This window comes from Paenibacillus sp. EC2-1, assembly GCF_049311625.1.
Lineage (GTDB): Bacteria > Bacillota > Bacilli > Paenibacillales > Paenibacillaceae > Paenibacillus_AQ.
The window spans coordinates 36,910-52,175 of record NZ_CP186007.1; the positions used below are offsets into that span (position 1 = coordinate 36,910).

The window sequence follows — 15,266 nt, forward strand, 5'->3', positions numbered from 1 at the left end:
CTGCTCACCTACAATCTAACGGGATTCGCTGGTTTATCAAATGCAGATTCTTTCATGATAGCCTCGGCTAGAACCGACGGTACTCCGGCCTTCCTCGCACTCATGGTCGAGAAGTTGTAGTCGTATGGGAAGAGGACACAGATTTCGCAAATAATCTCCTCACGCTGTAATGGATCCGTGTTCGGTAGAGCCATAAGAGACCTGTATTCCACCCGACTCATCGTACGCCATACGAACATATCCCCTCCGGCAGGCGACGAAAACACTTCGTGACCGTCGCCTTCAAACTGCTTCTTCCATGAGTTCTTCTCAGACTCGAGTGGTCCTCCCGGGAAGATTGGCCTATCTTCGATAAACCCGCCGTCGGATGGTCGAAGAGATGGCGGTACGGGGTACTCATTAGCATTCGCACCACGCCAAGGTGCAGGAGGTTGAAAACCTAGTCCGTCTTCCGAATATTCCTCTTCCAGCTGAAAATCTTCTTCCTCGAATTCACCTTCATTCAGATCCTCATCTGCATCAAACCCTGCATAACTTTGGCCGATCTTGTTAGGATCGTAATAAGTAGGCGGGTTTTCCTCAGTCTCTCCTGAAAAATCAGGGGGGTCAAAGGTAATATTTCTAGGCACGTCTTGTACGTACTCCTCAGATGCTGATTCCGATTGAAACCGTCCCGCGCGACTTTGACGAAGAGCGTCATTCATTGTATTTTTATCCCCTAACATTTATATCTCTCCTTTATGTCATTCTCACAATTGACAACCTAGTCCATATCTTGGGCCATGAATTGATACACTTCCTCAATGGGTTCACCTGATCTCGGGTCTAGAACCTGAGCAACGCCAGTCAACTGAACATTGCGGATCGCCTTAACCGTCGTATTGAAGGTAGCCTCTTGCAAAATTTTATCTCTTCCTTTAACGAACTCGTCTAGCGGTCCATAGTTGATGTAAATATCGATACCATTTTGAAAGAGCCACTCCGGATGAAATCCGTTAATCTCCGTCGTTCGCCCTCTGTAGAAATATGTGTCTTGATTCCGAACATCGTCGGCACGCTTCACCGTATCGTAACCCCACACATTCTTCTCATATTCTACCATACGAGGTTCCGCCTGACCATTAGGTGTTACGCTCCCGTAATCCTCATTTGGAACGACGTATGTCTCCACATCGGAGAAGTCATCTTTGATCTTCGCATCCGCAATGCCGGTTACGGCGTAACCTTTAGACTTCTGGTATGCCTTTACCGCCGCCACTGTTTCGTCATCATACTTCCCTTCAATAACTCCATTGTAGAACCCACGACCATAAAGGCTAATCTGTAGCTGCATAACCTCGTCACTTACCATACCCTTTTTGAGAGTTGCAGACGTCCAGCGAGGAACCTTTCTTGTCTTTTTCTTCGCCGCCTTACTGCTTTGCCATCCGCCGATAACTTCTTCTAGTCTCTGCTTTACGTCACCATACCACTTTGGTCGCTCTTCTCCCGCCAGCAAAAATGAGAGTGTTGGGCGTGAACTTTTGAGCTGACCAATATGGTCTATTACCGTATACATAAATCCAGCCTCACGAAAAGCGATTCGAAAGGATCCCGTCACCAATCGACTACCCCTCATGAAGTGGGCCCACGTCTTATCTGCATAACCGAATAAAGGATTCGTCTTTTCAACTAGACCGAACTGTAGGTTTGTAATATCGTCCATCCAGATATCTCCGAAGTAAATCGTCGCGTCAGCTGCTGAGAAGTATTCTTCCGGAAATAACTGATACTCATTTTGGGGGCGTCCATTATCGACCCACCGAACACCCTGTGGAATTCTTTTCGTCATCTTGATACTCCTCTCCCTAGTTCGGCTTACGGAAGCTGAACATACATGCCCCTGGGAACATAGATCCGTTTGCAGTTTTCGTAGTTACAGTGAAGACGAGGACGATATTCGACGGCATATCACTCCAGTCGATTTCGGCACCCTTCTTACTTATCGTTTTGAACAATTTCTCCGGCTCTATTGTCAGGATTCCTGTCGAGTCCGTCTTCATATCCCAGACACCAGATCCCTTTTTTAATTTCGGCGTTGCAGTCGTACTTTTCATACTGACCTTTTGATCCAGTCGATCCCATAGGTCGTAGTTATGCCAGTTAAGAAGGTTGTTCGATTTATTAACATAAGAATCATAAAGGGCCCATTCTACTTGAACCGGCCAATTCGCTTTTAATGAATGATTGCTTCCACGATAAACGCCGATTTGTGCTTTGATTCCAGATAACTTCGCGTAATCACCTACGTCCTTACTCGATGGGATCAAGCCTTTATTGATCTTAAGGTTACTCGGAGGCTTAACTACAATCTTGTTTAAATCGATCCAGTTTTCGTAACTATGTTCGTTAGGCTTCCAGCTAGAGTTAGGCCATACTGCTACAGCCGTGATCTCCTGCTCTGTATCCTTTGGTGGCTCTTTACCGGCATTCATTGATGTTGTAATTCTGACGTACGCTGCATTGCCAGAAATATATACGCTACCGGTTGCGGCCTTGTACACAGAGCTTGTAAATTCGACTTTAAGACTTACATTACGATTTACATCAACGTCCATAACGAAGCCTGGGACGACAGACCCCTGTGTTTTATATAGCGATGAATCTAACTTCCCACTAAAGGTTGATGTCGAGTGCTCCTTGCCCGTCGCCGCACCCACAACCCCGCCATTGATCGTAAGTTGGACCGCCCCTTGGGTTACGTACTTTTTCTGCGTACTGTCATAGACCTGAACTAGGACTAGCGCCGGAGGTGTTTTGGGATCTGCACCCTGCTCGATCTGCGCAATTCCATCCATCCACGTATACTGCCACTTCTCGGGCGATGTCGTAAATGGATTATCCTTGCTGAGATCTCCAGCCTGTTCGTAGAGAATCAGCTCATCGATATCGAACTTGGCGATCATTTCGTTACCTTTAGCATTGAGGATTGACCCAATCCACTGCGACGGATTGTATTCCTTTTCTGCAGATGCGTAGAAATCCTTCATCGGACTTATCTTTCGAGCTAAGTACGTAAAGATATTCTCGATCAGAAACTCCTCGATCGACAGCGTCTTTTGCTCATCGACGATCGTGCAACCGGATATAACCATACCAGATGCACTCCCGTACTCGTTACCAAACATAACGAGTATATCGAATAGCGGCAACTCATCCATCATCATGTGATCTATGTCTCGCATGTAATAAATCTGTCGCTTAATTTGCTCAATGAAATGCTCATTCATTACCGTAAAGATCATCTTGCCAGATATCGTCCGCGGCCCTTTTGAGAATCCACGAGCTGATATCCGCCCAACTGTACGGATCTGTTTCTTCTCTCGATACGTCGTGTAGGTGAGTGTTGTCGCGACGCCGACATAGATCGGTTTCGTTCCTGGAAAGCCCATGTAAACAACCATGTCCGCCCCACTATATGTTGCACCGTAAGCGTTCTTTGACATCCGACCTTTGTTGCGGACGGCCGCCTCACCTGTCGTACCTACTTGCTGAACCTTCGAGCTATTTTGAAAGTTTTGAATGAGAGGATCTATATAAGTGGCTGCAGCCTTTTTGTGACTTGCAGGCATCTTCGCACCATTGTGTCGATACGAATACGCCATCTCTTCCAATTCCCAGATATCCAATCCTTCGTTTAGGGCTGCAATTCGAAGATTTTGACTGGACTGATGAAGGGCGGCTAGCTGTGCCTTCTTCGTCGCATCCGATAACGAACTGTCGGATTCAATCAATTTATATTTACGCATGTTCTCTGCAATCTTACCTGCGTAGTATGCGGCTTGTCCGTAATTCTTCATAGCGTAATCGATCTTATCCTGTGAAGGCTCTGCGTGAGCAGGATCTTTATATTGCTGAGCGTACCCTTCAATATCTCTTAGCGACAGACCTTTGCTTGCGGCTTCCATACGAGCATTCTGTGCGGCTTGATGATACTTCTGATCCTTTGTCTGCTCAAACTTCTTCATTTGCTCAGCTATATCCTTAGCGATATTGATCGTCTGCATCGTTTTGTTGTATCCGGCTCGCTGTTCGTCACCAAAAGCTTTTCCTTGAATCTTGTAAGACTCCTGCTCAATACTAAGAGTGTTATAGCCTTTCATTGCTGCAGCCATGCGCAATTGTTCTCCGCGCTTGGCTGTCTCCGTATCTCCTGGCGTCCAACTGGACTGCAGGCGGGCTAACTCTTTTGCCATCTGGTCTTGAGTCATAATTAAATAATTTTGAGGTACGGACAAAATTCTCGCCTCCATACAAATCAAGCCCGACGCATTGTCGGGCTTGTCTTTTTATATCAGGGCTTAAGCGTAAACTTCTTTGCCGCCGATATTTCCGCTTCCATCGCGGTAGTATACACCCTCCATTAGAGGAGAGATACGACGAGCCACAAAGCCCATTTGTCTTTCCATCACGATAGAGTCAACGCTCATGCCGCTGGACTCATCCATGATGTCGATATCGTAGATCTTCTGGAACGCAGCTTGTCCATACTCATTCGCAAACGTCATCGTCGCATCGAACGGAGGAATCATATCAGCATAAACGATATTCTCCGCACGGATTACGCCGAATCCCGATGGTACACGGATTTGAGCGCCGTTGTTACCCGATTGAATGCTAGGCTCAATCGCTGTGTTTGGATTATCAGTAAATCCATACTCGTCAGAGCCAGAGGATTGGTTATTGGTTGAGTTGGATTTCTTATTCCAACCAGCTAGTGTCAAGGCGTCGTTGAACACCTCGGAACCACGCTTACTCAAGTTACCAGCTGCTGTAAACATTGCGCCTGGCGCTAAACGATTCCATACGTTAGGATCGTCAACCAATTCCTTAATCAATGCGTCACGGTTGAAGTTTAACATTTGGAGGCTACCACCGATTCCACGCTTACCGCGAGAGAACGAGCGAGCATCTGCGGATCCAAGTGTAAACACTGGGGCCTTCTCACGCTTAATGCCCCATGAAATTTGCTGCAGTTCACCAATGATCTTCGGTCCGAAGTTTACTTGTAGATCTGCACCGGAAAAACTTGTAAGAGTCTTCGCGTATTGAGTAGACATGTTATTGTCCTCCTTGCGAGGGGATTAGGCCGGGATCATGTCCCGGCCCGATATTATACAGTCAGGCTGACAATCGTCGTCAGTTTCCGCAACTCTTTAGGAGCTTGCAGACCGAGTTCGATAGAAGCTTCACCCATCAGCTCCATTTGCGGCGTTGCTACGATCTGGAAGTCGTAAGATAGAAGTGCCTTACCTTCTTTCATCTTATCAAGTTCTTTAGCGATCGCGGCCGTCAGCGCATTACGGTTAGCTGCATCGTTTGGTTCACCGATGTACGGATCTGCAACCTCACGGATGATGTTGCAAGCTTCCTTCACGATACGAGCTGTTGAAACCCGGGTGTAGTCACTACCCACATGAGCTGCAGTCATAGCGTCTACAACAGCGACATTCTGCTTGTTGTTTTTGTATTTCAGGGTCAAGAATCGAGCTTCGGTGAGCTTGTTCAATTGAGCCTGAGAATACTCGTAACGCAAGCTTAGCGCGTTCGGGATAATCTTGTTCGTAGGTGCGGATTGCGTTGGCAACTTCGACACCATACCGAGATACGCTGCGCCATTGTTTGATGCGGTCAACCCAATACGTGTATTGGATACGATGACATCAGGACCGGCATTGATGTGGATGTATTGACCCAAATCAATACGGTTTCCTTCCCCATCCTTGATCTCATTACCGAAGCGATCCCTCATGTAGTAATTGTTCTCTAGCGTGAGCAGTTTGTTAACGTGCTCTTGTACGCCTCTTAGGGAGATGTCACTAGGAGAGGATGTTGAGATCAAGCCCATCGTTACACTGTTGTAATGCGAGATTACAGCACATGCGAGAGCGAGTTGGTATGCGAAATTGTCATGCTTACCAATCAACTTATCGTCGGCATGTACTCCGATCGGCACGATATAATCAACTGTGTAGTTTTCCAGCAGCTGATATGCACCCTGCGTCGTAACATAACCTTCCGCATCGGTTTCACCGCCAAGACGTTTGTAGAGCTCTTCTTTTGACAGACCGATCTCGTCGTTACCGCCAGAGAAGAATGTCGTTGGCTTCACTTCCAGCGTGCTTGTTAGCTCGTCTGGGAAGTTCGTGTATGCGCGGACAGTTCCACCGTTATCACGATGACTGTTAATCGCATTCACTAGCAGCTGGAAGCTTGGGTAGTTCGTTGAAGCGAACGTCATCGGAGCTTCACTCATCAACGCCTTCTTCGAGTCCGGCTTGACGATAGTTACTTTAGAAATGCCATTCTCAATTGTGACATCGTTGGTCATTTGATTATAGACATTACCACCGTTAACGGACTCAAGTTCAATCGTTGGAGTCTCTACGACAACTTCATCGTAAGCGTAACTCACCTCAACAGTTAGGCCGCGGGCAATCTTGTCAGTACTGTTAATGGTTACTGTCTTACCTACCGCGTTTACGATGAAGATTGGTTGCATCGGGGTTGAAGGATTCGTGATCTCAGATCCCTCGATGTACAGCTTCAATCCCGTTTTTGGTTGGTGGTCCAAATTAAACGCTTTTGGTGCGCCAGCTAGCACGATCGGTTGACCCGTTTCGTCTACGTTCGTGTCCGCTTGCGAAACTCCAGCTTCACCTTCTGCATCGACATATGCATAATCGTAGCTGACAATAACGTCCGCTTCCATGTCTGCAATGTTTTCTTTGAACTCAACCGTCGCCTTTACTCCAGGCTCGCTTGTCTGTAGATTCTCTTCTGTTCCAGCCTCAGCTGTATAGGTACTCGTCGGCAAGATTACACCGTTAGCACTAATAACAAGGGAGGAAAGATCAATCCCACCGTGAGGTAATGTTACAGTCTGTGCAGCGTTACCTTGAGATACGCCAACAACCTTTGTAACAATATGTTCAACGGTCTTTGTACGAGAAGCTCCGCGAAGTTGCGATTTCGCAACCTTACCAGAAATACGCATCAAGCGAATGTCGCGTGCTCCAGCGTTCCAGGCTTCTTCGAATGCCGACAGCAATGTTGCTCCGTTTGCTACACCATTCGGGTGAGTCATGCGTCCAAACAAAGATGCGTTGTCTGGAGTTACGCGAACCGGTTGGTACACTGGACCATCAGTTGCGGTCCCCAAGAACAAGATAGACTCCGTATCAGCTGGATTAGCATCATTTGGCAAGTTCAGGTTCCCATCGCGGAATTGAATATTATGTCCCGGAAGGTTACCATATTCATCTTGAAAATTAGCCATTGGAACAGTCCTCCTTACAACTTCCTGTTAAGTTCACGGTAGTTCTCCATCAGCGTTTTCCCTTGAGGCTTACTCGAGGTACCATCGCTAGACTTCACGTCCGTGATAACATCGGATATTATTTTTGAGCGAAGTTCAGTAATTCGCTCTATGCGTACGAGGTAACGGAGCGTTCGCTCAGGAAGCATTTTAGCTCCGAATCTCGAGACAACCTGTGGGGGTAATTCCTCTTCCCAAATGATATCTGAGACCCCAAGATCTCTAAAATGATCTTTGTAAGTGAATATAAAGTCTTCAAACTCTTCGAGAAGTAGTCTGGCTTCCCGGTTGGTGGCGTGATAGAATTTGAAATCCACCAAAACGTCAAACCACATTCTGTACAGCTCCACGCTTTCGTTTCCTTCACGAAACTGATTGAACTTGATCGGATCTAGAGCTTTATGGGTTTTCGATCTGACTCGACTATTCGAGTCATATGTAATCTTAGGCAACGTCACTTTATCAGGATCGTTGCCGGTAGGCTCGTCATGAACAAGCTCTCCCCAGTCCTCACCCCACGCTCTTTTTAAAAGCGAGGATACGGCATTCGTAAATCCGTCCAAATCCAAGTTTCCCTTTGACGTATACGTCTTCAAGAGGGGACTATTCATATCTCGCGCCTCCGCTATAAGAAATTTGTGCAGATGTTCCAATCGCCTCTACCGAATATTTCGTCTTGAGTTTCAGAACAATCGCCCCCTGCGAATTACTATTGTCGAGAAGAACTTGATAATCGTACCCCGTTACGATCTCGGCATCGGATAATATCTTCATCCGGTCTTTTATTTCATCATCAAGGATCCTTCGACGAATAGATGGTTCATAATCCTCTTCCGTGACTCTTTCGATAACTTCATTGACTGCGGACAATGCACTTTGTATCATTCTCACATTTGACACGTTGTGCAAATCGTTCGCCCAATGAGCCGCTGTGACGCCGCTATAAACGACCAGTCCGTGACGAACGCTGACTTTACATCCGGTTACTCCAAGTTTTGATAGATCTCTAAGACTATCGTTGCTCAATTCATACCTTAGTCTTATACTCTCTGGGAGTTTCGTGTTCGTCGTCGTTTCAAATCGTCCAGCCATTAACGCACCGTACACAACAGCACCACTATCGAAGTATTCGGTTTCGGTATCTTGTTGGAACACAAACTCCGAAGCGAAGACTGTAATAAAATACCCCTTGTCGCTGTACTGTCCATTTTTGAAGTCTACAAATCCGTGTCGATCCCTGAATGCGGTCGCTTCCACCAACCGGAGGATGTATGACGAATCATATTCGACATTGTCAGGAATGACATCGAGTGGACGTATTCCTATAATGCCATGCGTCATCATCCCTAGAGAGAATTGAGCGCGACAGAATTCTATCAGCTGCTCATGAAAGGAAACCACTTTATTCTCGTTCTCCGTATCGACTAGACGAAGATAGTCTCGATTCGACGCATAGTAGGCGCTACCGTAAGTGGCATTTCCATACAATGCAGCCGGATGAACGTCATCGACGTACATGCCGACGGGTACGATTATATCAATGGCCTTTCCTAACAGAAGATTATACGCTGTATCAGCCGCGATGTATAGATCATCTTTTGAGACGATCACACCATCCTCACCACCTGATAGATTTACTCCATCAGGTTCGATTGCGGTAAACAAGTCGATCGGTGACTTACCACCTAATTCTGTCGTCGCAAGTAACGTATGAAGACCGCTTCTACAATCATTATTGATCGCCTGAATCAGTTCATCCATCGTTCCATAGTTCAGCAGATTGTAGACGATGATGTCATCCAAATGCTTGATGATAAATGAGAACTCGTCAATTGTCGGACGATACTCAACTCGAATATTGATAGAGTTGTATTTCTCTCCGGCGTTGATAGCTCTCAGCGTTAAGAAATCCCCAAACATCGGGACATCTAAACCTTCTATTTTCAATGTAGCAGATTTTCCAGTAATACGCATTAAAAAGATTGATATGTCCTGTCGTAGTTCGTATGCCTGCTCGAAAGCCCTAACTAGCGTACCAGAATCTCGATCACCAAAAACCTTAATAGCTTGATCCGGTCCTTTGATTTGGACTGGTTCGAATAGGGGGCCATCGATGCTGGTACCTAGGATATAGATGCATTTTCCGAGCGCAGCAGACTCTGGTTTATTATAAAGAAAGTCGTAAATCATCCGCACAGCCCCTATCTTACTGGTTCGTAGTTCTGCAGCGATCCGAGACGTCGTATCGCGAATCCCTTCATTGGTGTATCTACGTTCGCTTCCTTTGCGACGACATGATAAAATTCGATCCGACCTTTTTCAAGGCGAACGTCTTCTGGGGATTGTATAACATACGCCTGTCGTAAATGAGTCGGTCGCTGTTTATCCCAACCCACTTCGTAGATAAGATCTCCTTTTTGAGGATGTACATCGTATCTCATATAAAAGACCTTGGCATCTGACGCGACAAGTCCCGGACTACCAGACTGTATTAGCTGCGGCAATATTAGTGCTTGTGCGGATTGATGACGCCGGATCGTGTGTCTCTCAATCCTAGAAACGCGGCCGGTTCCCAGACATCGTGGACATGATGACGGTATCGTCCCTGGCTTTATAATACTGATATATAATTCAAGATCGGATTCCTGATGTTTCTCGTTCCAACAAATACATCTTAATTTCCGGCTCGTCCGCTGCAGCAATACAGGGTGGCCATGTTGCTTCAAAATTCGGTCCATTTCTAATCTCATATCCATTTTTAATCACTCTCCTACTCGGTCGAATCTACCCGGCGAGGCGTGTTTAATGGGTACGGATCTGCAGATCCTCCACGTGACGCTCCCGCAGCGATACGCATCGCTTCTGATCCTCTGAGGATTTTCTCCCACTCCCGAATGTTCTTTCTCGCTTCCCCTAGTAAATCTTTAACATCACCAAGCTCCCACCGGCGATTAATTTCCATGTCGCCAAGTACTGTTCCCTCAGAAGAGGACTTCCCTGAAATCGCAAAATAAATAGACATTAGTAGATTGTATTCAACTTTATAACGAACAAATTGGCGGACATAGAATGGAAACTGAGAATTCTCTTCTTTCGCCTTTTCGATCTCCTGTAGCGCTTCATCTCCTGCAATCTCGGACACCAGAATACTCGTCATGTATATCTGCAGCGCTATGGTTTCACTCTTTATCGTACTGAACATATCAGGATAATCTCCACGAATTATCCGCTCAGTTGAGTAAAAGGGGTCCATCTTTGTGATGAAAGAGAACTCCATAACCTTATCATCGTAATAAAAAGAAGCCGTGTATCTCTGGTTCTTTTTCAGGCGCTCTTCGGTTCCAATTTTCTGAAACAGACTGCGACCTGGAACTCCGACGATCTTTGCCGTCTTTGATTGGAACTGCACAGGATGCTCCACGATCACTATATCGTACTGACTCAATTGATATAAGAAGGTAATCTTCTTGTCATCAACTTCTTCATAATCCACGTCGATTGTGAGGATCTCGCCATTCAGATAAACCTTTAAACTTCCGTCGCCCATTATATACGGTAATGACAGCGTGATCTCTGTCTGTCCGTCTGACGGAATATAAACCCACCGAGGAGTGAATTCTGCCATATACGAGACCCCCTATTTTAGTTCGAGGCCGCGAATTTCAACATCGAATTCAGCCTCTACCGATCCAAGATTGGTAATCCGTAAGTACATTTGTTGTTGGCCATCTTGATCCACAAATGGAAGATCTAGAACGTCATAGGCCTCCTGTGTAACATTTCCGCTGTTGTACCTAGAATTCTCCCGCAGCCTTTCCTCAAAGAACTCCACGCGAAGATCCTGGTTCTTTCGGCAAGACACCTCAATTGATTTTAATAAAATCTTGTTGTATCCCGTTGTCATATCGATGTCGACTGTCGTCTTTGCGGGGATAACGATTCCGCGCATATCAGCAACAATAAGATGGCTTTGCATTCCGCCCCGAAGCATCTTGAGTATTTTATTCACTTTGGTCACCTACCACAGCAGTCCCCACGCATCGAGCCTGGATCCTGTTTCGATTTTTGCCTTTACGACAACTTCCTTGCCATTTGGCTTAGTTAGCATATTAACCGCAGTCTCTACTTGCGCATCGGCCCAATTCAGCCCACCATCTCGTGAGACTTTAAAGGTTACGCCTGCTGATGCCTTCGCTATAACGATGAGTGAGTCTACATCCTTTGCCGATTTTCGAGAGGTACACTGAACTTCTATGAAAGTCGGCAGATACTCCACAGCGATTTCATTCACTTCTGGTGTCAGATTTGAATCCGTAGAAGAGAGTGTGATTCTAACTTGCATATATCTTCCGACCTTCTTGTCGGCGGCAATGCTGCTGGAAGACTTCCATGGCGACCAAGCAACTTCGTCATTACTAACACGATATTCCGTTTTTACGTTACTACCGTTCGGCACTATAGAGTCGATAGATATGCAGTTCCAAGAAGCGTCCGGTGTCTTCGTGTCGATAACCAAATCGTATCGCCCCATACCAGTGTAATTAGCCAAACTCTTCTCTACCTTAAATCCTTCTATCGTACCTAAGTAGCTAACGACTAGTCGATCCCCATATGCATAAATATTGGGGTCTGTAAATTCATTAGCCGCAGCCGAGGCGATATCCACTAGCGGAGATATAGAACCATCCGGATAGACGTAAGAGTACATGATATTATCCGTATCAACCCTCGCAACGTTTGCGTGGAATGCAATATGAGAAATATCCTCATAGTCAATACTAATCCGCGGTCGTCCCGCCTGGAAACTACCGGTGGCCAATGTTTTAACCGAAGAGATTACTCCGGTTGGAGAGATCGTACAAAAATCGATACCATATGTAGACCCCAACCTTTTCGATCTCCAGACGATCTTAATTGAGCCGATTGAGTCAACATCCAAATCTGGCATAACATTATCGAACGATGTGGATGTCGTAATTGCAGATTCGCCTACAATCAGATCCGCCTCGATGGATTTATAAAAAAGATTCTTGGTTCTCTTGTCTATTTCGACACTCTCATAAATGATATGAACCTTATCGTCTGACAGAGCTATGCGGGGGTTCACTGCATCAAATGCGGTGAAACTAGTAACGTCCTTGACACTTGACTTCACACCAACAGATATCTTGAGGTAGTCGATGTTGAAATAGCTTGGATTAATTCGCTTACTCATGAATACAATATGCGCCTCACCCGAGCTGTCGATATCTATATCCGCATTCATTGCGTCGTAAGCCGGATCGCTAATTACCCCTAATGGAATGGCCGGACTACCGTCATCACGTACGATCACGTATCTAACTTTCCCCGTACCAACCCCCTGTTCGTGATAGACCAGGTGAACGCTACCCTGTGCGTCCTGCTCTGCAGATAGACCGAAGTAGTGGCCCGTAGTTGATCCGAGTAAGTGTTCTGTGCTCACATCGCCTTGCGTTAATCGAACCTTCAATTCACGTTTTGTTCCTACATCCGTGATGTAAAAATAAACATCGACACGATTTCTGGTGAGTATTAAAAGGCTATCAAGTATCACTTTATTACCACTGGTCTCGATCGTGTACGCGGCGAAGTCGTGGGCCTCAGATCCTCCGGCCTGGTTCTTTAAGCGAATAGAGCCGGGATGCGTACGTGTATCCACCTCTGTAGCGATACCTTTTTCGAAATCCTCACTAGATGTCATCGTCGTTGTAATCGGCCGTACTTCAACACCAAAATCCTTGTATAGATAAGGGAAGCTCGCAAGCTCATCGATATTGTTCGGTGTTATAAATGTGTCTATATACATATCTCGATAGTCTGTATCTGCAGTCTGAACAGAATCATGTAGTCGCATCGTCGTGTACCCCAAGTTAATTTTGACTCGCCCGATCTCCGACTCCATCACGGTACCAGCGATTGGATCTGTAGCTCCAGCTTGCTTAAACGTAATGTAATCCCGATCGTTTAACGGATACGCGAATTCGACTGTTGTGTCATCAATTTCTTTGTAGTCGCGCCCCTTCCTGCAAAGCACACCATTACGAAATACCTGCAGAATATTTTGGTTGATTCCATACGGGTTCGCCAACTTAAATGTCGTCTGTCCATGTATGGCCACATACTCTTCATGCAATCCAGAGTTGATAACTGCCCGGACTTGGAATACGACGAGATCATCCACTTCGAGAGGAGTGATAAACTCAACAGTAGATGAGTCCAGCTCAATGTAATCATCATTCTCCACCATCTTTAAACCGTTGGTATACACTTCGAGCTGATGTGTTCCAAAACGGAATGTCTTCTGTAGCTTGAATATTTTCTGCCCCTGTTGTGGCCGATGTTCTTCGTAGATCGGATAACCGACCTGCGATTCTACGTGACCACCACCAGATCCGCCTCCACCACCAGACCAGTCTGCATAGGACACCTTAGTGTCGATATAAGCTTTCAAGTTACTTTCGTTACCACGAGCTTGCTGAACCTCTGTGGCTAAAGCAAGTATTTGAGAGCTAAGATCAACAATCTCAGTCGTCCGTAGCACATCCAAGTCATGCATTGTCGCTACATCGAAAGCGAGATCCGTCTTCGGAATGCCCGAGAACGGCTTTTCGTATTTCTTATTTAGGGCGGTTCGCAATCCTGTGATTGACTCGATCGTATGCTGATCAGGCAATCCCCGGTTTATTAACAGATTGTGATCGTACGTTCCACCGGACGCGCCACCGCTCCCGGTATATCCTGTCTGTACAAATTTCAATGCCATCGATTATCACCCACTTCCAAATGTGACTCGGAACTTATAATCGCTCAAACTGGCGATTTGCTGCTGTGGCTGTTTCGTTACTTTCATCCATAAGGTGATTCTCTCTTTCGGCTGCATCGTTCCTATGTAGGCCGTGTCTTTGTACGCACCCGGCTGTCCATATGTCTCTACGGTAATATCGGCCCATTCCCATCCCTTATAATCGGAGTATGCCGCTATTGCCGCCCGAATATTGTAGACGGGAATATCGTTGTTGTTAATGATAACTAGCTTGCGCTCGATGATCCCCGATTGCATACTGCCGAGTTGGAATTCTCGATCCTGACGAAGTAGTGTACCATCGATCTCAATATCTAGTTTGATGCCGTACCAAAAGACATCTCCGCCCCACATATCGGAAATGACGCCGGTATCAGCGATCATCATCCCTGTCGTATCGTAGAGCCTCACAGAGCCTGCGAGTGGAAACGTCTGCTTACTAACGTCGATCTTTACATAGTCTTCGTCGGTCTTGCAGGTCTGTGTTCCAATCTCGACACCCTTATCGTTTAATAATTTAATGACAAGCCCCTCACTCAAGTTACCGATCTGAATGGTTGTGTCTCGATACATTCGGGCTTCCAATACATCCATCGTATCAGACTGTCCTTCTTGTACTCCGTGTAATACCATTCCAATCTTCGGAGCGCTGAGATACGACACCCCAATGAGCTCCCACGTTTTCCCGCCATCATTACTACCATATCCCTCAAAAAGATCGGAACGACGGATCATCCTCAGATTATTGAATTTCATCGAGGTTCCTTTAATCGGGTCGTAGTATTCAAGCATTTCGATTCTCGTCTCCTGATCGCGGAATGCTACGATACCACCCTGGTCGGATGCCCGGACTGGATCGTAATCCGTATCAATCTCAAAAACGAAATCAAAACGCGGTGAGTTCATCAGAATAAAGAGATCGGGGTCTCCGTGTTTCAAACGAAGAACCCCGGATCTCTCGGTTAAGCTAAACCGTGCGTCGTTACTCGGGGATGCTTGCCACACTGCGTTTAACGTATCGGTTGCGAACTCATCTTTGAAGACGAAACCGCTAGAGATTCTGTTAAGTAGTGACAAGATAATCGC

Annotated in this window: 12 protein-coding genes; all 12 read right to left on the reverse strand. The window is 46.2% G+C overall.

Translation table 11 applies throughout. The features are described 5' to 3' along the window. Positions 1-8: 8 nt before the first annotated feature. The 12 genes from ACK8P5_RS25670 to ACK8P5_RS25725 all read right to left on the reverse strand — a co-directional run bounded on the left by ACK8P5_RS25670 (position 9) and on the right by ACK8P5_RS25725 (position 15,257). Entirely contained in the window at positions 9-725 is a 717-nt protein-coding gene (locus ACK8P5_RS25670; RefSeq protein WP_422661746.1) for a hypothetical protein, read from the reverse strand. Positions 726-763: 38 nt separating this feature from the next. Continuing rightward, a complete protein-coding gene (locus ACK8P5_RS25675; RefSeq protein ID WP_422661747.1) occupies positions 764-1,831 on the reverse strand; it encodes a peptidoglycan-binding domain-containing protein in 1,068 nt (355 codons plus the stop codon). Between the two features lie 16 nt (positions 1,832-1,847). After that, positions 1,848-4,277 (reverse strand): hypothetical protein, encoded by a 2,430-nt coding sequence (locus ACK8P5_RS25680; protein ID WP_422661748.1) that lies wholly within the window; start codon positions 4,275-4,277, stop codon positions 1,848-1,850. Positions 4,278-4,340: 63 nt separating this feature from the next. Next, complete coding sequence (locus ACK8P5_RS25685) at positions 4,341-5,099, reverse strand: hypothetical protein (RefSeq protein ID WP_422661749.1); 759 nt, start codon at positions 5,097-5,099, stop codon at positions 4,341-4,343. Between the two features lie 53 nt (positions 5,100-5,152). After that, positions 5,153-7,318, reverse strand: a complete 2,166-nt coding sequence (locus tag ACK8P5_RS25690; RefSeq protein WP_422661750.1) for a DUF2586 family protein — start codon at positions 7,316-7,318, stop codon at positions 5,153-5,155. A 14-nt stretch (positions 7,319-7,332) separates the two neighbouring features. Then, the gene (locus ACK8P5_RS25695) at positions 7,333-7,968 is read right to left on the reverse strand and encodes a hypothetical protein (RefSeq protein ID WP_422661751.1); all 636 of its coding nucleotides are present in this window, start codon (positions 7,966-7,968) and stop codon (positions 7,333-7,335) included. Further along, the gene (locus ACK8P5_RS25700; protein ID WP_422661752.1) at positions 7,961-9,547 is read right to left on the reverse strand and encodes a hypothetical protein; all 1,587 of its coding nucleotides are present in this window, start codon (positions 9,545-9,547) and stop codon (positions 7,961-7,963) included. The genes ACK8P5_RS25695 and ACK8P5_RS25700 overlap by 8 nt, the downstream gene beginning before the upstream one ends. 11 nt (positions 9,548-9,558) lie before the next feature. Beyond that, positions 9,559-10,113, reverse strand: coding sequence for a hypothetical protein (locus ACK8P5_RS25705; protein WP_422661753.1), 555 nt, complete (start codon positions 10,111-10,113; stop codon positions 9,559-9,561). A 14-nt stretch (positions 10,114-10,127) separates the two neighbouring features. After that, positions 10,128-10,982, reverse strand: a complete 855-nt coding sequence (locus ACK8P5_RS25710; RefSeq protein WP_422661754.1) for a hypothetical protein — start codon at positions 10,980-10,982, stop codon at positions 10,128-10,130. Positions 10,983-10,994: 12 nt separating this feature from the next. Beyond that, complete coding sequence (locus tag ACK8P5_RS25715) at positions 10,995-11,366, reverse strand: hypothetical protein (RefSeq protein WP_422661755.1); 372 nt, start codon at positions 11,364-11,366, stop codon at positions 10,995-10,997. Between the two features lie 9 nt (positions 11,367-11,375). Continuing rightward, entirely contained in the window at positions 11,376-14,141 is a 2,766-nt protein-coding gene (locus ACK8P5_RS25720) for a hypothetical protein (RefSeq protein WP_422661756.1), read from the reverse strand. 6 nt (positions 14,142-14,147) lie between these two features. Then, positions 14,148-15,257 carry a hypothetical protein gene (locus ACK8P5_RS25725; protein WP_422661757.1) on the reverse strand — a complete coding sequence of 370 codons (1,110 nt, stop codon included), beginning with the start codon at positions 15,255-15,257 and terminating at the stop codon, positions 14,148-14,150. Positions 15,258-15,266: the final 9 nt, after the last annotated feature.